At 46.3% G+C, this 20374-nt stretch carries 22 protein-coding genes; 12 read left to right on the top strand and 10 right to left on the bottom strand.

Translation table 11 applies throughout. From position 1 onward, the window contains the following. Positions 1 to 10 precede the first annotated feature (10 nt). From GHC22_RS00645 to GHC22_RS00630, 4 genes are read left to right on the top strand one after another with little or no spacing between them, the layout of a single operon-like run. Positions 11 to 1294 carry an O-antigen ligase gene (locus GHC22_RS00645; protein ID WP_194841954.1) on the top strand — a complete coding sequence of 428 codons (1284 nt, stop codon included), beginning with the start codon at positions 11 to 13 and terminating at the stop codon, positions 1292 to 1294. Continuing rightward, on the top strand, positions 1287 to 2300 hold the full coding sequence (locus GHC22_RS00640) for a glycosyltransferase family 2 protein (RefSeq protein ID WP_048215303.1): 1014 nt from the start codon (positions 1287 to 1289) through the stop codon (positions 2298 to 2300). The genes GHC22_RS00645 and GHC22_RS00640 overlap by 8 nt, the downstream gene beginning before the upstream one ends. Before the next feature lies 1 nt (position 2301). Further along, positions 2302 to 3357 carry a lipopolysaccharide core heptosyltransferase RfaQ gene (gene rfaQ / locus GHC22_RS00635; RefSeq protein ID WP_048215302.1) on the top strand — a complete coding sequence of 352 codons (1056 nt, stop codon included), beginning with the start codon at positions 2302 to 2304 and terminating at the stop codon, positions 3355 to 3357. After that, entirely contained in the window at positions 3358 to 4302 is a 945-nt protein-coding gene (locus tag GHC22_RS00630) for a glycosyltransferase family 8 protein (RefSeq protein ID WP_153752029.1), read from the top strand. A 26-nt stretch (positions 4303 to 4328) separates the two neighbouring features. Here GHC22_RS00630 and GHC22_RS00625 read toward each other — a convergent pair whose 3' ends face one another. From GHC22_RS00625 to GHC22_RS00610, 4 genes are read right to left on the bottom strand one after another with little or no spacing between them, the layout of a single operon-like run. After that, positions 4329 to 5321 (bottom strand): glycosyltransferase, encoded by a 993-nt coding sequence (locus tag GHC22_RS00625; RefSeq protein ID WP_153752028.1) that lies wholly within the window; start codon positions 5319 to 5321, stop codon positions 4329 to 4331. 47 nt (positions 5322 to 5368) lie between these two features. Further along, on the bottom strand, positions 5369 to 6388 hold the full coding sequence (locus tag GHC22_RS00620; protein ID WP_153752026.1) for a glycosyltransferase: 1020 nt from the start codon (positions 6386 to 6388) through the stop codon (positions 5369 to 5371). Positions 6389 to 6418: 30 nt separating this feature from the next. After that, entirely contained in the window at positions 6419 to 7216 is a 798-nt protein-coding gene (gene rfaP / locus GHC22_RS00615; RefSeq protein ID WP_048215298.1) for a lipopolysaccharide core heptose(I) kinase RfaP, read from the bottom strand. Continuing rightward, positions 7209 to 8333 (bottom strand): glycosyltransferase family 4 protein, encoded by a 1125-nt coding sequence (locus GHC22_RS00610; RefSeq protein ID WP_079934349.1) that lies wholly within the window; start codon positions 8331 to 8333, stop codon positions 7209 to 7211. Before GHC22_RS00610 ends, rfaP begins: the two co-directional genes overlap by 8 nt. A gap of 424 nt (positions 8334 to 8757) precedes the next feature. On the opposite strand from GHC22_RS00610, the gene waaA reads away from it, so the two are divergent. Together waaA and coaD are read left to right on the top strand one after the other, a co-directional pair. Further along, positions 8758 to 10035, top strand: coding sequence for a lipid IV(A) 3-deoxy-D-manno-octulosonic acid transferase (waaA, locus tag GHC22_RS00605; protein WP_048237015.1), 1278 nt, complete (start codon positions 8758 to 8760; stop codon positions 10033 to 10035). Between the two features lie 8 nt (positions 10036 to 10043). After that, on the top strand, positions 10044 to 10523 hold the full coding sequence (gene coaD / locus GHC22_RS00600; RefSeq protein WP_003024099.1) for a pantetheine-phosphate adenylyltransferase: 480 nt from the start codon (positions 10044 to 10046) through the stop codon (positions 10521 to 10523). Positions 10524 to 10561: 38 nt separating this feature from the next. On the opposite strand, the gene mutM is transcribed toward coaD, so the two are convergent. From mutM to radC, 4 genes are all read right to left on the bottom strand, one after another. Continuing rightward, the gene (mutM, locus tag GHC22_RS00595; protein ID WP_003827288.1) at positions 10562 to 11371 is read right to left on the bottom strand and encodes a bifunctional DNA-formamidopyrimidine glycosylase/DNA-(apurinic or apyrimidinic site) lyase; all 810 of its coding nucleotides are present in this window, start codon (positions 11369 to 11371) and stop codon (positions 10562 to 10564) included. A 98-nt stretch (positions 11372 to 11469) separates the two neighbouring features. Continuing rightward, positions 11470 to 11637, bottom strand: coding sequence for a 50S ribosomal protein L33 (gene rpmG / locus GHC22_RS00590; RefSeq protein WP_003024094.1), 168 nt, complete (start codon positions 11635 to 11637; stop codon positions 11470 to 11472). Positions 11638 to 11657: 20 nt separating this feature from the next. Beyond that, complete coding sequence (gene rpmB, locus GHC22_RS00585) at positions 11658 to 11894, bottom strand: 50S ribosomal protein L28 (protein WP_003024071.1); 237 nt, start codon at positions 11892 to 11894, stop codon at positions 11658 to 11660. 276 nt (positions 11895 to 12170) lie between these two features. After that, positions 12171 to 12836 carry a DNA repair protein RadC gene (radC, locus tag GHC22_RS00580; protein WP_048227329.1) on the bottom strand — a complete coding sequence of 222 codons (666 nt, stop codon included), beginning with the start codon at positions 12834 to 12836 and terminating at the stop codon, positions 12171 to 12173. A 171-nt stretch (positions 12837 to 13007) separates the two neighbouring features. Between radC and coaBC the strand changes: the two genes are divergently transcribed. The 3 genes from coaBC to slmA all read left to right on the top strand — a co-directional run bounded on the left by coaBC (position 13008) and on the right by slmA (position 15377). Then, on the top strand, positions 13008 to 14228 hold the full coding sequence (gene coaBC, locus GHC22_RS00575; RefSeq protein ID WP_100272877.1) for a bifunctional phosphopantothenoylcysteine decarboxylase/phosphopantothenate--cysteine ligase CoaBC: 1221 nt from the start codon (positions 13008 to 13010) through the stop codon (positions 14226 to 14228). Further along, a complete protein-coding gene (gene dut, locus GHC22_RS00570) occupies positions 14206 to 14664 on the top strand; it encodes a dUTP diphosphatase (RefSeq protein WP_003827259.1) in 459 nt (152 codons plus the stop codon). The genes coaBC and dut overlap by 23 nt, the downstream gene beginning before the upstream one ends. Positions 14665 to 14780: 116 nt before the next feature. After that, a complete protein-coding gene (gene slmA / locus GHC22_RS00565; RefSeq protein ID WP_003827257.1) occupies positions 14781 to 15377 on the top strand; it encodes a nucleoid occlusion factor SlmA in 597 nt (198 codons plus the stop codon). Positions 15378 to 15443: 66 nt separating this feature from the next. Here slmA and pyrE read toward each other — a convergent pair whose 3' ends face one another. Both pyrE and rph read right to left on the bottom strand, forming a co-directional pair. Then, positions 15444 to 16085, bottom strand: a complete 642-nt coding sequence (gene pyrE, locus GHC22_RS00560) for an orotate phosphoribosyltransferase (protein ID WP_153752024.1) — start codon at positions 16083 to 16085, stop codon at positions 15444 to 15446. A gap of 65 nt (positions 16086 to 16150) precedes the next feature. Beyond that, the gene (gene rph, locus GHC22_RS00555; protein ID WP_003024054.1) at positions 16151 to 16867 is read right to left on the bottom strand and encodes a ribonuclease PH; all 717 of its coding nucleotides are present in this window, start codon (positions 16865 to 16867) and stop codon (positions 16151 to 16153) included. Positions 16868 to 16992: 125 nt separating this feature from the next. Here rph and GHC22_RS00550 point away from each other — a divergent pair, with 125 nt between their 5' ends. From GHC22_RS00550 to GHC22_RS00540, 3 genes are all read left to right on the top strand, one after another. After that, positions 16993 to 17856: a YicC/YloC family endoribonuclease gene (locus GHC22_RS00550; RefSeq protein ID WP_003024052.1), complete on the top strand. Its 864-nt coding sequence runs from the start codon at positions 16993 to 16995 to the stop codon at positions 17854 to 17856. Between the two features lie 130 nt (positions 17857 to 17986). Beyond that, positions 17987 to 19306, top strand: a complete 1320-nt coding sequence (locus tag GHC22_RS00545; RefSeq protein ID WP_172740567.1) for a site-specific integrase — start codon at positions 17987 to 17989, stop codon at positions 19304 to 19306. Positions 19307 to 19400: 94 nt separating this feature from the next. Continuing rightward, positions 19401 to 20366: a hypothetical protein gene (locus GHC22_RS00540; RefSeq protein WP_061066837.1), complete on the top strand. Its 966-nt coding sequence runs from the start codon at positions 19401 to 19403 to the stop codon at positions 20364 to 20366. Positions 20367 to 20374: the final 8 nt, after the last annotated feature.

The raw sequence follows: 20374 nt of genomic DNA, 5'->3' as shown, positions 1-20374 counted from the left end.
GAGATGAACCATGCTTCGCCAACACATGTTTTCTCGCTTTATTTGTAGTATAAGAAATAACCCATTCGATTTTATATACTTCTTATTTTACGCTGGGATCCTGGCAACGCTTGCGATGGTGTTGGTCAATCCAGATGAATCGCTGAAGGTATTTATTTTCTCCACGGCGCTATCTCTACCGCTTATAGGCAAAAATATAAAACATGTGTGCAGCAACAAACAAAACCTGGTTTTACCTGTTATGTTGTTGCTCTTCGGTTTACTCCAGATTATTTGGGTAGAAATATTCAAACAGCCAGGATCTGCTTTTACCGGAGCCTATAGGTCATACCAGAACGGTGGCAAAGTGATGATTTTTGCCGCACTGGTTATGACCGCTTTGGCATCGCGAGAGCCATGTGCCAACACAACTCGCATCACCAGTATCTGGACAATTCTTACAGCAATAGGTCTGTATCTTTTCGCAGGCTACGAGGTCGCCGGGGCACCAGATATTATGACCTACCGTGTTGCGCTGGGCTTTGAACACCAAACCGGCACAGCCTACGCTCTGACGCTAATTGCATTATTAGCCTCTCAGGCCATTATTAATCTGCGTCTAAAACACACTGTTGCACTCTATCTGTTACATTTTTTGATATCGCTGGCAGTCATCATCACAACGCAAACTCGAGCCGCTATTTTGGTATACCCGATCCTGAGTGTCGGCCTATTCCTGATGTACTATCGTCACAACCGCACCATGCTATTAAGGGCACTGCTGGGTTTTGTAATACTGGTGGGGGCTGCTGCAATCCCCTTAAAACCAATCATTGAAAGCCGCTATCAGAACTTCCTGGTTGATCTGCACTCTTATAATCAAAACAATAGTAATACTTCTATCGGCGCGAGACTGGCGATGCAACGGGCAGGTATTGAAGCCGGGAAAGTGCACCACTGGGGACAGTCACTCGAACAACGCGGAGCAGAAATTCAGCGACTTGCGGTGCAGGACACCTCGCTGCAAGGGGCACTGGTCTTCATTGATGTCCACCTGCATAACGAAATGGTTGATACCTTCTCACTAAAAGGCATCCCTGGTGTTGTTGTGCTACTCTTGCTCTATACTGCCATGTTTTTAATAGCTTACTGGCAACGTAGTCCTCTGTTGTTCGTCGTCTCAGGCGCTATCGCTGTCTATGGCTTGAGTGATTTATTATTGTATGCCAAAGGTGAAGCCCTGAGCAGCGTGCTGGCGTTATGTGTAGCAGCAGTACTGAGCTCGAATCCAACAAGAGAACGATGCCATGGTTAACGCTTCCGGTTATTTACTGAGCATTATTATACCTACATACAACAACGCTGAACTCATCACAGCGACGTTGGCGTCTATACATCAGAGCATCACTGATGATGTTGAGGTAATAATTGTTAATGATGGCTCTACGGATTTAACCGAAGAGCGTATAAATGCGTTTTACCGCGAAAAAGATTGTCATAATGTTAAATATATAAGTCAAAAAAATCAGGGTGTTGCAATCACCCGCAACGTTGGGCTTGCTCATGCGACAGGGAAATATATTGGCTTTGTAGACAGTGATGATATTGTCTGCCAGAATTATTTTACAATTCTCCTGCCTAAGTTAAGAGACGAAAAATATGACATCATCGAATTTAACTTAACTCGAGATATAAACAATTTGTATAAGAACGCGCCGAAAATGGAAAACAACATTACCCAGCGCGAAATAATCTTATCAGATGACAATTACGCCCCTCTATTACCAATATTCAAGGCAGGGCAATGGCATCTGATGACAAAAATCTTTCACCGTAATATCATTGGTAGCGATAAGTTCGAGGAACATCATCGCTACGAAGACATGATTTTTTGTCCATTCCAGTATTTTAAATGTCATAAGATTCTAAAAATCGAGAATAAGTTATATTACTACCGAGTAAACGATAAAAGTATTACCGAGAACATTATTGATAGTGACGCTGACAGCATTTTCTTTGCTATGCGAAAAATGTATAAATATATTAATGAAAATAGTTCCAAGCGTACTGTTGCGACATTTATGATTATCAATTGCTTTCTCGAAGGACGTAAACTTTTACGCAAGAAAAAAGGCTATTATCGCTATAGCGAGAGTATGCTAAATGACATTCAGAATGCACTTGCATGCTGCGATACGAAAATCGTTAAGAAGAAAATAATTCTGAAGATGAAATACCCCCATATCGATCGTTCTATTTCTGAAACAAGATATAAGATAATATCTGCTTGCAAAAGCTTATTCTTGCGAAAGGGATTTTAACATGTTTGAAAAAGTTGACCGGATTCTTATTTGCAAGCTCAAGTTTTATGGGGATGTTCTGCTAACTACACCTGTTATTGCCAGCATTCGGGCTCGTTATCCGCAAGCTAAGATCGATTTGCTGCTCTATAAAGATACCAAAGCAATCTTAGCCGCCCATAAAGATATCAATAATTTTTATCTGATTGAGAAAAAGCAAGGCCTGCTGTCAACAGTGAAAAATTACCTTTCAGTGCGTCAAAAACTGAAGAAAAATCACTACGACCTGATCGTTAACCTCACCGAACAATGGCCGATCGGCGCTCTTATAGCCTCTTTGCGTTGCCCTTCAATTGCTTTTGAGCGCGAAAAAGATCAGTGGAACCGACTTTTTACGCGAGTAACGCCATCCATTGGAACGCATATTGTTGAACAAAATTTATCTATTCTAAAAGGTATTGGGTTTAGCGAAACAGAACTGAAGAAAGAGATGTCTCTTTGTTATCGCCCTGACGACTATCAACATTTAGTTACCCTACTCCCGGAATTGCCTTCACAAAAATATGTCGTTATTCAACCCACTGCCAGACAAGAGTTTAAATGCTGGGACGATGAAAAATTTGCGCATGTTATAGACCACCTTCATCGGCGTGGTCTGCATGTTTATCTTACCTGTGGGCCAGCGCTAAGTGAGCAGCAGCAGGTTCAGCGCATTGCTGAACTGTGTCAATCCTCCCCTGATCTGACGCTGGCAGGTAAAACCACCTTTTTGCAATTGGCTGCATTGATCGATCATGCAGTTCTGTACATTGGCGTCGATTCTGCTCCTATGCATATGGCAGCGGCGCTAAAGACACCGCAGGTCTGCCTGTTTGGTGCCACCAATTATCAACAGTGGAAGCCATGGTCAAATAAAGCTTTATTGATTTGGGCTGGCGATTATCATCCGATGCCTTCTCGAGATAAACTCGACAGATCTAAAAAATATCTAACATGGATACCGGAGCAAGCTGTGATTGACGCTATCGATAAGGTACTTCATGATAGTGACAATATAAAAGGTAATGAGAAAGCATAAATGGACAGCCAAAAAAACGTTATTAACATTGCTTACTGTACAGATGCCAATTATCTGGAATATGTAGCAGTGTCCATTATGTCTGTCATAATGAATAATCCGGGGCAAAACCTGTCATTTTTCGTCTTTGTCTATGACGTTACAGATGAAGAAATCAATAAACTACGTTCTACCAGTGATAAAATTCAGGTTATTAATATCGATAAGGAAGAGATTGAAAAGTATAACAATGACTTTGCAATCAAACACCTGAACCGTTCTACCTATATGCGTCTGGCCGTACCGCGCTTACTTAAAGATAAGGTTGAACATTTTATCTATTTAGATGCTGATACACTATGTTTTGATAAGCTCAATGATATTAACAGCATTGATATTAGCAATGTCATTTGCGCTGTCAGCCATGATTCTCTCGATATTCATGATACAAAAAATGCCAAACGTCTGAGCCTCAGTACTGGTCATTATTTCAATGCTGGTTTTTTATATATTAACATTGAAAACTGGATCAAGTTTGACATTGAAAATAAAGCAAATACAGTGTTATTTGAACAAGGTAAATCCTTACCTTACTTTGATCAGGATGCACTGAACGTCGCAATGAACGGTAACGTTAAATTTATTGATAAGCGATGGAATTTCTTATTTAACTGGTTCACAGACCAGCAAAAAGATACCTTTTTTTACCAAAAAGATATCCTGCCTCGCATTATTCATTTTACTGGTGGGAGAAAACCCTGGTATAAAGAACATACTGGGCTTTCACAGCAACTTTATCTTTTCTACCATCATTTCACACCATGGCGAAACACAGAAATGCGTTCTTATGCTCCACGCATGAGACCTACTGATTACCGGGTCTATTCACGCCAGGAAGCTAAAAAAGGGAATTATTTCACCTCATTCAAATGGTATTTGAAATACCTTAAGACTAAATTACGTTAATAAAAAACTCCCTTACGGGAGTTTTTTTACTTACTTTTTAATTTTTCACGCAAATAACCAATATAGCTTATTACCGAGGCGAAATACTTCCCTTGTAATCTTTCATGGCGTGATTTCTTTTTATACTGTTTTGGCGTTCTGGCTGGTAGCAGTGGAACATCCGCCCAAGGCGAAGCCTTCCAGGCTTCAACAAAGTACTGTGCAGAGGGATAGCTAGCCCATGAATTCCATGGTTTAGTTACACCTATATAATGGATAAGAATCGTTTCAGGCGTTATATACTCTTTATATTTCGAAAGGTTCTTGCTTTTTAATTCTTGCTTAATACCATAGATAGCATTAAATCTTCTTTCCAGAAAAATCACTTTTTTAAAGAAAAGAATATTCAAGACATCCTGATCCGGAAATGAAAGTTTGTTATTTTTGTCTAATAAGATATCAAAAGCTGCATTGATAAAATTCTGCTCTTTCCACTTTTTCAGGTTTGCAAATATGACACCTGAATTGAAATAATCTTTATTTATCTCAATATCTCTGGCAGGGCTATCATCCACATCAGTAATTACCGCTGCGACATATTCTCCAAGATCAATCTGCGTGAGTTCAAAAAGTGAACCTTTGCACATCACATCCGCATCAATGTATAAAAGTGAATCAATTTTCTCACCAAGATATTCAAAGGCAATAAATCTGAAGTACATTGCGTGTGACCAAGCGTGGCCACTTGGTAAAACCTTTAACCCATTAGCATCCATAACATAAATTGAGATGTTTGTGGAAAATTGCTCTGCTAATTTAGCAATCCGCTGCTGGTAATCAGCATCAATGTAGTCAGTAAAAAGATGAAAATGGATATTTAAATCTCTATTATTCAATAATACCGATGTCATCGAAATTGCAGCACCAAACATAAAATTTTTGTCCACACCCCAGGCGATATTGAGCTGTGTTTCTTGTTCAGATGGTGCTTGATTAAAATCAAGGATCTTTTTTATAGACTGATGACAATTAAAGTTCATTCGCTACACCTATTTAATTTATTATCAATAAGTTACTATCTTTAATTTCAATGAGCCTTGGAGTTATGTAACTTATTTTTTATATACATAACATGACTTAGCACTGAACGGATATATTTTCGTTGCACTCTTTCATGTCGTGACTTACGTTTATACAACCTAGCTGTGTTTGCGTTTAACAGAGACTTTTCTGCCCATGCAGATTTCTGATATGCTTCAATAAAAAACTTAGCCACCGGGTATTTGGCCCATGAATGCCATGGTTTAGTGACACCAGTATAGTGAATTAATACCGTATCGTCGGTAATGAAGTCCTGATAAACCTTATCATTTTTGTTTTTGAGTTCTCGATCGACTTCATAAATACAGTTAAAGTCTCTTCCCAGGAAAATAACATTACCGACAAACAAGATGTTCAGCACATCCTGATCAAAATAAAGAAGCTCTTTTTGGCGTTTATCTAAGACAGAAAATGCTTTGGTCAGCAACTGCTGTTCACGCCACGCTTCGAGATTGGCAAATATCACGCCAGAGTTAAAGTAACCGTTACTCAGTTCAGGAATACCGAGTCTGTTTCCGGATTTAATCCGTACTTCATCGATATCATTGACGACAGCCGCATATTCCCCACGGAAATTAACTTCGGTAAACTCGCGGAGAGATCCTTTGCAAATAATATCGGCATCAAGATACAGTACAGAACTTAATTCTGTGCTTAAATATTCAAATGCAAAATAACGATAGTACATCGCATAAGTCCATGATTTCGTACTCGGTAGTTCACGAAATACCGTGTTATCGAACACAAGGAGCGTCACAGTTGTACTATACATTTGGGTCAGGCGTCTTACACTCTCCAGATAATCATCATCTATATAGTCTGTTGCTATATAAAAGTGAATATCAATATCAGGGTTATTCACTAATACTGAGGTCATTGAAATGCCAGAACCAAATAAAAAATTACGGTCGACACCATACGCAACACTTAGTTTTTTACTCTTCTCATGCGTAGAGCTGTCTATGACGTGTTTTTGAATAACTAGCTTCTGGAAATCAATGTTCATAATAAAATGGCCTCAAACTTTATGTGTGATTTATAGCGCTTTTCTTATTGTTCTTCGTCTTATTTTTTGCGCTTTTGTGACAGCCTGTTCAAACAACCTGACTTCCTGACGAAAGATTTCACGAAGTGGCATCGAAAAATAGACACGTAAAAAACGGTAGATATCTCTGGACGTCAGACCGATCTCAAGTGAAGAGAAATAGAGTCCGATCAAGTCCTTGTCTCGCCAGCGGCGCGGTACATGTTGACGAATTTGTGCACGATGCAGATCGATTACGGAAAGTTTGATATCCGCAATATTTTCTGGCATCGGTTGTTGGAGTAAAAAATGGCAAATATAGCAATCCCGATGATTTACTCCACCTCGATGCATTTTACCCACCATTTCTGCCACACGGGTAATAATGGTCCGTTTTAATACAAAATCAGGACGCTCAACTCCCCACCCGGCACAAAAATCTTCAAGGCTGATGGCGGGAGAAAGGTCCTCAGTGATGATAAACGAGGTTCGCTCTAACGGATTCAGACCTTTTTGACCAAATGCAACCCCTGTCATAGTATCAACATTCAGTTCTTTTAAGCGGTGAATCGCCAGCCACTCACGGTCGGCACCCAGTACAGGCATACGCAGAGATATAAGGTTCTTCACCACTTCTTTAAGCGTGGTTCCATGATGATATTTAAGAAAATAACCCTTTCCCATCATCTCAAAACGTAGGGTACGCCGTGTTTCCAGAGCGCGAAAAACCTCACCATCCAGCTTAGTGACTTCAGTAAACGGGTCTTTTCCTTGCCACTGCGTGGCAAATGGTTCTTTTAATTCAATCATTCTTAGGACCTAAAATGATATCTGCAGCTTTATCTGCCAGGCTGTAGAGATCTTCTGTATCAGCAAAATGCCGCGCGTTCCCGGCCCAACGACTTCTCTGCTCATTATTTTGCAGCGCATCGAAAAGTGCTGTATTCAGATTTTCCTGCTCAAAAGGTTCAGGAATCACCACCCCACATTGTGCGGCGTTGATATAACCCGCATAGCCGCAAACTTCGGTAGTTAATACTGGTAGCCCGGCAACTACAGCTTCTAGCAAGACAATACCGGCAGCTTCCTGTACAGCGGGGTGAAGTAATAAATCAGCAGCAGACATCAATTCTGCGACATCGTCTCGCCCCGAGAAGAACTGCACTTGTTCTTCAACCCCCAATTGACGAGCCTGAGCGCGATAGCGATCGGCCTTATCCTGACCAACAACCATCAATCGCGTGCGGTGGCGGATGACATCAGGCAAAGAAGCCAACGCCTGTAATGTTCTTGGCACGCCTTTGCGTTTGAAATCGGAACCTACCTGTAAGAGTAAGTACTGATCGAGACCAATACCGTTTTTTTCTCTGACAACCTGCCGGCTGTTTTCAGGTTGTTGGCTGTACTTTCGGTCAGGATAGATTCCTGGTGGCAGGATACAAAAACGCTGGCTCTCAGTTTGGTAATGATGTTTGAAGTCACCAATTTGCTTATCGGTTAACATCAAAAGCGTAGTGCCGGCACCCTGCTGAAATACGGCTTTTTCAAATGCAGAATAGTGTCGGTACCTGCGCGTCAATTTGTAGAAAAAGCCTTTCTCGCGGGCGACCTTTTCTGCATAGCAAACGTCCGCAGCGTAATACACATCCAACCCAGGCATTTTATTAAAACCAACGACACGATCGACGGGATGTTGAGTTAAATAATTCTGAACCCACTGATAATATTGCTCGTTTTTCCCATGATTCGTTCTGGATGTGACGGGGACGAGTATAATCTCCAGCCCTTTCGGACGCTCGCCCTGCCATGACTGGGTAAATACCTGAACATGATGGCCACGAGAAGCAACCGTCAGCGCTACCCGCAAGAAATCACGTTGTAACCCACCATAGGGAAAATACTTGTACAAACAAAAAGCAATATTCATGCATTAATATCCGCATCGCGTCGCCAGGCATGTCAGGTTTGAAGCATCAGAATCGTGTAATCCTTGCCTAAAGCATCCAAAGATGACTTTCTGTGCTTTCGAAACGTTTCTGCCCGCTAGCTACCTGAAATTGCGCAGTAGTATATCATTTATTATCACGCATTCCGAAATGAATATTTTTTGAACAAAATACAAAATAAGCCATTAAAAACATACAGATAAAAAAGAAACCAGTTCATCAGAAAACGTACACCGCACAAGAGGTTAAGACATATAAATGCGGCCATGTGCATTTTTGAAATAGCCATCAGCGAAATCAGTCCCTCACCAATTCCATCGTTTTGATACAACCTGGATAAAAATGATGGTAAAGCCATAGTTAAATACATAGAATCCCCAGCACATTCATAAGTCAGCTACCATTATGCTCGAATTGCTTTACACCGCCCTTTTCTACCTTATTCAGCCTTTGATCTGGATACGGCTTTGGGTGCGCGGACGTAAGGCTCCGGCCTACCGTAAACGCTGGGGCGAACGCTACGGCTTTTATCGCCGCCCGCTAAAACCTGGCGGCATCATGCTTCATTCGGTTTCTGTGGGCGAAACGCTGGCTGCAATCCCATTAGTTCGCGCTCTGCGACATCGTTATCCCGACTTGCCGATCACGGTAACCACCATGACGCCAACCGGTTCCGAGCGCGTACAATCTGCTTTTGGCACTGACGTTCAGCACATTTATTTGCCATACGATTTACCGGATGCCCTGAACCGTTTTCTGAATAAAGTTGACCCCAAACTGGTGTTAATTATGGAAACCGAGCTGTGGCCAAATCTGATCGCGGCACTCCATAAGCGCCACATTCCTCTGGTCATTGCCAACGCACGTCTTTCTGCTCGTTCAGCCGCTGGTTATGCGAAATTAGGTAAATTTGTTGGCAGACTACTGCGTCGAATTACGTTGATTGCCGCACAAAACGAAGAAGATGGCGCACGTTTTATTACGCTTGGCGCCAGAAGCAATCAAGTCACCGTTACTGGCAGCCTGAAGTTTGATATATCCGTCACACCGCAACTGGCCGCAAAAGCGGTGACATTACGTCGTCAATGGGCGCCTCACCGCCCGGTATGGATTGCAACCAGCACCCACGACGGTGAAGAAAGCATCATCATTGCCGCTCATCAGGCGTTATTAAATCAGTTCCCGAATCTTTTATTGATTCTGGTTCCCAGACATCCAGAACGGTTCCCGGATGCCATTAACCTCGTACGCCAGGCTGGACTAAGCTATACCACTCGTTCTTCGGGTGAAGTTCCGTCATCAGGTACTCAGGTTGTGATCGGCGATACCATGGGTGAGCTGATGTTGCTGTATGGCATTGCCGACCTTGCTTTTGTCGGCGGTTCACTGGTTGAACGTGGTGGACACAACCCGCTGGAAGCGGCAGCGCATGCTATTCCGGTGTTGATGGGACCACATACGTTTAATTTTAAAGATATTTGCGCCCGTCTCGAACAGGCAAGCGGATTGATCACCGTCACCGACGCAACTACGCTGGTGAAAGAGGTTTCTTCCTTACTGACCGATGCAGATTATCGTAATTTTTATGGCCGTCACGCAGTTGAAGTTCTGTATCAAAATCAGGGCGCGCTACAGCGTCTTCTGCAACTGCTGGAACCTTACCTGCCACCCAAAACGCATTGAGGCAAGTCATGCAAAAACGGGCGATTTATCCAGGAACCTTTGATCCTATTACTAACGGCCACCTCGATATCGTGACGCGTGCGACAAGCATGTTTGATCACGTGATTCTGGCAATAGCCGCAAGTCCCAGTAAAAAGCCGATGTTTACTCTGGAAGAGCGTGTTGAGCTGGCACAACAGGCAACGGCGCATCTTGGCAATGTGGAAGTGCTGGGATTCAGCGATCTGATGGCAAACTTTGCCCGTGATAATCAGGCGAACATTCTGATCCGTGGCCTGCGCGCGGTAGCCGATTTTGAGTATGAAATGCAGCTGGCCCATATGAACCGCCACCTCATGCCACAGCTGGAAAGCGTTTTTCTGATGCCATCTAAAGAGTGGTCATTTATCTCATCGTCACTGGTGAAAGAAGTTGCCCGCCACCAGGGTGACGTGACGCACTTTTTGCCGGAAAACGTCCATCAGGCATTAATGAGTAAACTGAAGTAATGCACCAGGCCGGATGCAGCATCCGGCCTGCAATAACACTATTTCTGACAGCGACGGCAATAGAACGTTGTACGCTGGGCGTGTTTTGTCGCAACAATCGGTGCGCCGCATGCACGACACGGTTCACCTTCTCTCCCATAGACCTGCAGCTCCTGGGCAAAATAGCCAGGCTTACCGTCACTTTGCAGAAAGTCCTTCAGCGTCGTCCCACCCTGCTCGATAGAACGCAGCAACACCGCCTTGATAACGCGTACCAGCAATTCACACTCATCTTTCGACAGTGATGACGCAAGACGGTCAGGATGAATCCCAGCCGCAAATAGCGACTCGCTGGCGTAGATATTACCCACACCCACCACCAGTTTGTTATCCATCAGCCAGGGTTTAATCGCCGTTTTCTTCTTCGCACATTTCTGCTGTAGATAATTGGCGTTGAAATCATCGCTCAGCGGCTCAGGGCCAAGATGAGCGAGGACATTATGTCCATCCAGTTCTTTAGTCCACAGCCAGGCGCCAAAGCGGCGGGGATCGGTATAACGCAGAACTTTGCCGTTGCTCATCACTAAGTCAACGTGGTCGTGCTTGTCTGCCGGAAGCTCTTCAGGAAGGATACGCAAGCTACCCGACATCCCCAGATGAATGATTATCCAGCCATCCGCCAGTTCTAGCAGCAGGTATTTCGCGCGCCGCTGTACGCTGAGGACAGGTTGATCACTCAGACGATAGATTTCCTCAGATACTGGCCAACGCAAACGACCGTTACGCACCGTCGCGTGCATAATCGTTGCCCCCACCAGATGCGGCTCAATACCACGGCGGCTGGTTTCGACTTCAGGTAATTCAGGCATAGTATCTCCGGCGGTATGTCAGGTCTCATTAATATGGGGACGGCCAGAAAACAAAAAACCCCGCCGAGGCAGGGTTTTTCTTTACATCAAAACGAAAATTATTTGATTTTCGCTTCTTTGTATAAAACGTGCTGACGAACAACTGGATCGAACTTTTTCAGTTCCAGTTTTTCCGGCTTAGTACGTTTGTTCTTCGTAGTGGTATAGAAGTGACCAGTACCAGCAGAAGAAACCAGCTTGATTTTCTCACGAATACCTTTAGCCATGATTTATTTCCTCTTAGTACTTAGTACTTTTCGCCACGGGCACGCAGTTCAGACAGAACTGTTTCGATGCCTTTCTTATCAATAACACGCATACCTTTAGCAGATACACGCAGGGTGACAAAACGCTTCTCGCTCTCAACCCAAAAACGGTGAGAGTGCAGGTTAGGCAGGAAACGGCGTTTAGTCGCGTTCAGTGCGTGGGAACGGTTGTTACCGGTCACCGGACGCTTGCCAGTAACTTGGCAGACTCGGGACATGTCTATTCTCCAAAAATCAAATTAGCTCGAGCTTCGTATGGGGTATTGGCGCCTCGTCAGGCTTCTCAGCCCGGTTATCGCAGTTCAATACACTTAATCTTTCAATGTTGCCTCGTCATTGGACGCAACAAGAATGATTTTGCGTATTTGCGAACTCTCGATTGCCAGGCCCAAATGCCAAACCCGAGATTCTCAAAGGTGGCGTAGTATACGCTGAGTCAGCGATGTGCTCAAGTCCCGAACAGACAAAGATCCCGATGGATCGCGTAAAGTGCGTTAAATCCAACCGCGTTCCGCAAAAGAAACGTACTCTCCGCGCCCAATGACCAGATGATCAAGCACCCGGATATCCATGAACTGACAGCATTTCACAACACGCTCGGTGATGAGTTTATCTGCTTTACTCGGCTCTGCACACCCCGAAGGGTGATTATGCGCAAGGATCACCGCAGAAGCATTCATTTTTATCGCTTCACGGACAATTTCTCTCGGATGCACCTCGACATGGCTAAGCGTACCGGAAAAAAGTTTGCTGTGTTTAATCACGCGATGTTGAGAATCCATAAAGATCACCAAAAAGATCTCGCGTTCCTCTTGCGAAAGCTGGCTTTGCAGAAATTCACGCGCCATTTCCGGACTAAGTAGAGCCCGCTCCTCTATCATTCGCACGTTGTAGTAGCGTCTTGCCAGCTCCGCAATCCCCTTCAACTGCGCGTACTTCGCGATACCGATTCCCTGAACATAGCTAAAATCCATGTAATCAGCAGACAACAGGCCATACAGCGACTCAAAATGCTGAAGCATCTCTTTCGCCAGCGTAAGCACATCTTTACCCTGCATGCCGGTACGTAAAAAAAGAGCCAAAAGCTCAACATCGGTCAGAGAACTGGCCCCCTGCGCCAACAGCTTTTCCCGGGGCATCATACTTCCTGTATTTTCCATGCTTCTCCCTCCTCTCGCGTCCGCATAGTGGCATAACACCGAAGGTGATTCGACGCGTTGTTTTCACTTCTTCGTAGCGCCTCGCAAAGTGGAGTACGGTCAAAAGCACGACAAATTGCGGATTGTGATAAAATATCCGCCTTCTGGTGAAACCCAACAGGAAAGATTATGATGAGCCTGGCCGGTAAAAAAATCGTACTTGGCGTCAGTGGCGGTATTGCTGCGTACAAGACCCCTGAGTTGGTGCGTCGTTTACGGGAACGCGGCGCTGACGTCCGCGTGGCGATGACCGAAGCGGCAAAAGCATTTATTACTCCCCTGAGTTTACAGGCGGTTTCAGGTTATCCCGTTTCCGACAGCCTGCTTGACCCCGCAGCCGAAGCCGCGATGGGCCACATCGAGCTGGGGAAATGGGCCGATTTGGTCATCCTGGCACCCGCTACTGCAGACCTGATTGCTCGTGTCGCCGCAGGTATGGCCAACGACCTGGTGTCAACGATTTGTCTGGCAACGCCTGCTCCTGTTGCTGTACTGCCAGCCATGAACCAGCAGATGTACCGCGCTGCCGCGACCCAGCACAACCTGGGTATTCTTGCCTCACGCGGTTTACTCATTTGGGGTCCTGACAGCGGTAGTCAGGCATGTGGTGATATCGGCCCTGGGCGCATGCTGGATCCGTTAACGATTGTGGATATGGCGGCAGAACATTTTTCACCTGTCAACGATCTGCAACATCTCAACATCATGATTACGGCGGGTCCGACGCGTGAACCGCTTGATCCCGTGCGTTATATTTCCAACCACAGTTCCGGGAAGATGGGGTTTGCGATCGCGGCCGCTGCCGCAAAGCGCGGTGCAAACGTCACACTGGTATCGGGTCCCGTTTCGTTATCCACACCACCATTTGTTCAACGGGTTGATGTGATGACCGCGCTGGAAATGGAAGCCGCTGTGCAGTCTACGGTGCAACAACAGCATATTTTTATCGGCTGCGCTGCAGTCGCTGATTATCGCGCTGAAACTGTCGCCCACGAAAAAATAAAAAAACAAGCGACGCAGGGTGATGAATTAACAGTAAAAATGGTCAAAAATCCGGACATTATCGCCGGTGTTGCCGCACTGGATGCTAACCGTCCTTTTGTCGTTGGGTTTGCCGCCGAAACAAATAATGTGGAAGAATATGCCCGGCAAAAACGCATCCGCAAAAACCTTGATGTGATCTGTGCGAACGACGTTTCGCTGTCAACTCAAGGGTTTAACAGCGATAGCAACGCATTACACCTTTTTTGGCAGGATGGAGACAAAGTCTTACCGCTTGAGCGTAAAGAACTCCTGGGCCAATTATTACTCGACGAGATCGTGACCCGTTATGATGAAAAAAATCGACGTTAAGATTCTGGACCCGCGCGTAGGGCAACAATTTCCGCTCCCGACGTACGCCACTTCTGGTTCTGCCGGACTTGACCTGCGTGCTTGTCTTGATGACGCCGTAGAGCTGGCGCCGGGCGCAACAACGCTGGTGCCAACCGGGTTAGCTATCCACATTGCCGATCCTTCTCTGGCAGCGGTAATGCTCCCGCGCTCCGGGCTGGGTCATAAGCACGGTATCGTGCTGGGCAATCTGGTTGGTTTGATTGATTCCGACTACCAGGGCCAACTGATGGTGTCCGTCTGGAACCGTGGTCAGGACAGCTTCACTATTGAGCCGGGCGAACGTATCGCGCAGATGGTATTTGTACCGGTCGTGCAGGCTGAATTTAATCTGGTGGAAGAATTTGAAGCCACCGATCGTGGCGAAGGTGGCTTCGGCCATTCCGGGCGCAAGTAACCCGCAGAAAAGTATCCCATAGCGTAATAACGCAATAACACACCGCAAACAACAGTTTGCGGTCGCTGTGTGGATGCCTGCCTGGCAAGAGCTTATTTTCAGGGGTATTTTGTAACATGGTAGAAAAGCAAACTGCGAAAAGGAATCGTCGCGAAGAAATACTTCAGTCTCTGGCACTGATGCTTGAGTCCAGCGATGGTAGCCAACGCATCACCACAGCAAAGCTGGCAGCCTCAGTTGGCGTATCCGAAGCGGCATTGTATCGCCATTTCCCCAGCAAGACCCGTATGTTCGATAGCCTGATTGAGTTTATCGAAGATAGTCTGATTACGCGTATCAATCTGATTTTGAAAGATGAAAAAGACACCAACGCGCGTCTGCGTCTGATCGTTCTGCTGATTTTAGGGTTTGGTGAGCGTAATCCAGGCCTGACACGAATTCTGACCGGACACGCGTTGATGTTCGAGCAAGACCGTCTGCAAGGTCGCATTAACCAACTTTTTGAGCGCATTGAAGCGCAGTTGCGCCAGGTTCTGCGAGAAAAAAGAATGCGTGAAGGTGAAGGCTACACCGTGGATGAAACGCTGCTGGCCAGCCAGTTACTGGCTTTCTGCGAAGGTATGCTGTCCCGGTTTGTGCGTAGCGAATTTAAATACCGCCCAACGGATGATTTTGACACCCGCTGGCCGTTGGTTGCCGCTCAATTGCAGTAGCGATTTCGTCTTGTCCGGCCTACGGGGTTACGTAGGCCGGACAAGCGCAGCGCCATCCGGCAGTTCTTAAACTCCGTACGCTTCGCGATAGGCCCGTACTGCCACCAAATGCTCCGCCATCTCTGGTTTCTCTTCCAGATACGCAATCAGATCTTTCAGGGTAATGATAGAAATCACCTTGCAGCCATAATAGCGTTCCACTTCCTGAATCGCGGAAATCTCGCCGCGACCGCGTTCCTGACGATCGAGAGAAATCAGTACCCCCGCCAGAGTGGCGCCATTCGCCTGGATAATTTCCATCGACTCACGAATCGCCGTACCTGCGGTGATAACATCATCCACCAGCATCACGCGTCCCTCTAGTGCGCTACCGACCAGATTCCCGCCTTCACCGTGGGTCTTCGCCTCTTTACGGTTAAAGCAGTACGGCAAATCTTTATCGTGGTGTTCCGCCAGCGCAACGGCCGTTGTGGTCGCAATCGGAATACCTTTGTAGGCAGGGCCAAACAGCAAATCGAACTCAATACCGGAATCCACCAGCGCTTCGGCATAAAAACGGCCTAACAGTGCCAGGTCGCGCCCGGTATTAAACAGCCCGGCGTTGAAGAAATAGGGGCTTTTGCGCCCGGATTTCAGCGTAAATTCGCCAAACTTTAGTACCTGCTTGCTAAGCGCAAACTCAATAAACTGGCGCTGATACGGTTTCATGGATTCGCTCCTCATCTCACTTTATTACAGACAAAAAAAAGGCGACTCATCAGTCGCCTTTAAAATCAATTTTCTAACGCCGCCTTCTGCGTCGCTACAATGGATTCGATTCCCCCTCGGGCCAATGCCAGTAGGGTGAGAAGTTCTTCATGGCTGAACGGTTCGCCTTCCGCCGTACCCTGAACCTCTATAATGCGACCGTCCTCAGTCATCACTACGTTCATGTCGGTTTCAGCAGCAGAGTCTTCGACATACTCAAGGTCACAGAGTGCTTCACCGTTCACAATGCCCACGGAAACCGCGGCGACCATCCCTTTCATCGGGTTAGTTTTCAGCTTACCGCTCGCCACCAGCTTGTTCAGCGCATCAGCCAACGCAACGCATGCGCCGGTAATTGATGCGGTGCGCGTACCGCCATCGGCCTGAATAACATCGCAGTCCAGCGTAATTGTGAATTCGCCGAGCGTTTTCAGGTCAACAGCTGCGCGCAGCGCGCGGGCGATCAGACGCTGGATTTCCATGGTACGACCGCCCTGCTTACCTTTTGCCGCTTCACGGGCGTTACGGGTGTGCGTAGCGCGTGGCAGCATGCCATATTCTGCGGTGATCCAGCCCTGGCCCTGACCTTTCAGAAAACGCGGTACGCCTTCATCAATAGAGGCGGTACACAGCACTTTGGTATCACCAAATTCGACCAGCACGGAGCCTTCAGCGTGTTTTGTATAATTACGGGTCAGGGTGACGGGACGCACCTGATTGGCACTACGACCTGCTGGACGCATGATAAAATCTCCGGCTTGAAACGAATGTGGCTGCGCATTATACGGACTTCCGACTGTTATTCCTATCCTGACAAGACGTGGATGGCTATAATCCTCCCATCTCATCTTTAAAAACAGGAACGTCTATGATCCGCAGCATGACCGCCTACGCCCGGCGTGAAATCAAGGGTGAATGGGGTAGCGCCACCTGGGAAATGCGCTCGGTAAACCAGCGTTATCTGGAAACTTATTTTCGCCTGCCGGAGCAGTTCCGTAGTCTCGAACCCGTTGTTCGCGAACGTATTCGCACGCGTCTGACGCGCGGTAAAGTCGAATGTACGCTGCGTTTTGAGCCTGATGCCAGCGCGCAAGGCGAGCTGATTCTGAATGAAAAACTCGCTAAACAGCTCGTTAGCGCTGCTAACTGGGTCAAAATGCAGAGCGATGAAGGTGAAATCAACCCGGTTGATATCCTGCGCTGGCCAGGCGTAATGGCTGCCCAGGAGCAGGATCTGGACGCCATTGCCGCCGAAATCCTCGCCGCGCTTGACGGTACGCTGGATGACTTCATCGTTGCGCGTGAAACCGAAGGTCAGGCGCTGAAAGCGCTGATCGAGCAGCGTCTGGAAGGCGTCAGCGCTGAAGTCACAAAAGTGCGTGCTCATATGCCGGAAATCCTGCAATGGCAGCGCGAGCGTCTGGTAGCCAAACTGGAAGACGCCCAGGTGCAACTGGAAAATAACCGCCTTGAGCAAGAGCTGGTGCTGATGGCGCAACGTATCGATGTGGCGGAAGAATTAGATCGTCTGGAAGCCCACGTCAAAGAAACCTACAACATTCTGAAGAAAAAAGAGGCGGTTGGCCGTCGTCTGGACTTTATGATGCAGGAATTCAACCGTGAGTCGAACACTCTGGCATCGAAGTCTATCAATGCCGAAGTGACGAATTCCGCGATTGAACTGAAGGTACTGATCGAGCAAATGCGCGAGCAAATTCAAAATATCGAGTAAATACTTAAGAGCTATCACAAAGACGCACAAAACCAGCAAAGCCCGCATTTAGCCGGGCTTTTTTGTTATCATGGGCTATCATAAAGACGCAACAAAGCGCATAGTTAAGGTGTACCCAACGGTGTACCCAATGAGTTTTGTGTACATCACTTTGGGTACACCCTCTATTCAAAGTTTGGATATTCGCAAAATGCCAAAACTGACAGACATGCAGATCCGTGCGTGGATAAAAGCCGGAGAACGCTTCGAAGGACGCGCAGATGGTGGCGGTCTATACCTCCGATACCGACAGGTAGACCAATCCCCAAGCTGGCGATTCCGCTATAAGTTCTCTGGTAAGCAACGGGCTATGGTTATTGGCTCCTATGCCGAGCTATCACTATCTAAAGCCAGAGAGACCGCCAAAGAACTAGCCGCCCGCGTTGCGCTTGGTTATGACGTGGCAGGAGAAAAACAGGAACGGAAAGCCAAGGCCCTGGCGAAGATGGAAGCAGAAAAAAACGCCATGCGCGTTTCAGATCTTGCCGCCGAATACTTTGAACGCCAAATACTGCCTCGCTGGAAGCATCCAGACATACTACGCCGCCGGATCGACAAGGATATTAATCCCCATATTGGACGCATGAAGGTGGAGGACGTAAAGCCACGGCACATTGATGACATGCTTAAAGCTATTGTTGACCGTGGAGCACCGACCATAGCGACAGACGTTCTACGCTGGACACGCCGCATATTCGACTACGGAATCAAACGGCACGCACTGGAGATTAACCCATGTTCCGCATTTGAGGTTTCGGACGCTGGTGGGAAGGAGGTTAGCCGTGACCGCTGGTTAACCCGTGATGAGTTAATCCAGCTATTTAGGGCCATGCGCACCGCAAAGGGATTCAGTCGACAGAATGAGATCACTTTCAAACTATTGTTAGCCCTATGCGTTCGTAAAATGGAGTTATGCGCCGCCCGCTGGGAAGAGTTCGACCTGGACAAAGGCATTTGGCACTTACCAGAAGAACGCAGCAAAAATGGTGACGCAATAGATATTCCGCTGGCACCACCAGCAGTTGAATGGCTAAGAGAGCTTTACACGTTCTCATGCAACAGCGCATGGGTATTGCCAGCCAGAAAGATGCAAAACAGGATGATTCCACACATTCAGGAAAGCACTCTGCCCGTGGCGCTGGCAAAGGTACGCGCAGAAATGCCGGACGTGCCGAACTTCACCATTCATGACTTCCGCCGTACAGCTCGTACACATTTAGCGGCATTGGGAGTTGACCCGGTAGTCGCAGAAAGATGTCTAAATCACCGTATCAAAGGCGTAGAGGGTATCTATAACCGGCACCAGTATTTTGATGAACGCAAAGCAGCGCTGGCACAATGGGCCGATCTGCTGGTGGCGCTGGAGAGCGGTGAAGATTACAACGTAACACCAATAAGAATAGTGAAGTAAGCGGACAGATTGAGCCTAGCCCGACGGGGCGAAAAGCGGAAGCCTTGCCGTCTGACTCAATCGCTCATTAAGGCATAGCGTGAAAGGTGACGCGATGACAAAGAAAAACGATAAACAAAATGATATGAATGTATGGAAACGTAACAACATTCCTGCATTAGAATTTTGTTCTCTGCCAAGGGCAGCAGAACTGCTTAACTGCCATCTAAATGATTTAATTCATTTTATTCAAGTTGGCGCCATTGAAATTTGTTTAGCCCTGCATGATTTTGAAGCAGCATTATTTACACTTGGCGCTTGGGAAGAATCAAATGAATGGGAGGAGAAATTCCCTCCTAAACTGATGACAAAGTACACAAACAAATCACCTTTAAGCCTGTTTATGCCAAAAGCTGAATTTGATATGAATCCGACAGCGACTGCGCGAGTTAGACGGCTTTATCAAAATAAGGACATTCCCGGACTAAAGAAACCGATCTTGAATCTTTCCGGATTATGGGCGCTATCATTAAGTCACCTACCTCACTCATTCTTCAACGCATTAAAAAATAATGAAGAAATTTCATTCACCTCTTTTAACCTTTCCTTTAAAGAGGCAGACGTTCCGTTAAATCTCGATAATTATGATGATTATGTGATTATGGCCCAACCTTTAACAGAGCATCTCTACGCATCTGGATTGCTAAACGAAGCAGATGTTAAGCCAATTGCGACTATCACAGTAAAAGATATTTTTATTACCAGATGTCAAATTGAAAAAATATACAGCTACATTGGGCAAGATATACCAAATTTCATCAATGGAGGAGTTCGCCAGTCACAACCAAATGAATTGATGATAGAAAAAAGCGTTCCAGAAGTGAACACTAATAAGGTTGGCGAGTTCTTGGAGATGTTAATCAGGTGTGTACCAGAATTGGGGGATGACGTCATGAAGGCGACTGCTAACAAGCGCCACAGCATACTAAGCGCATTTCTTGAAAGGCAGCAGAAGGAGGGTAAATTTAACAATATGAAAATGCCAGCCTCAGCAACCATTGAAAAATACTTCAAAATTTGAAACTGACA

The organism is Citrobacter sp. H12-3-2, assembly GCF_009649895.1.
In the GTDB taxonomy this organism is placed as follows: domain Bacteria; phylum Pseudomonadota; class Gammaproteobacteria; order Enterobacterales; family Enterobacteriaceae; genus Citrobacter; species Citrobacter portucalensis.
This window is presented reverse-complemented; position numbering and strand designations above follow the sequence as displayed.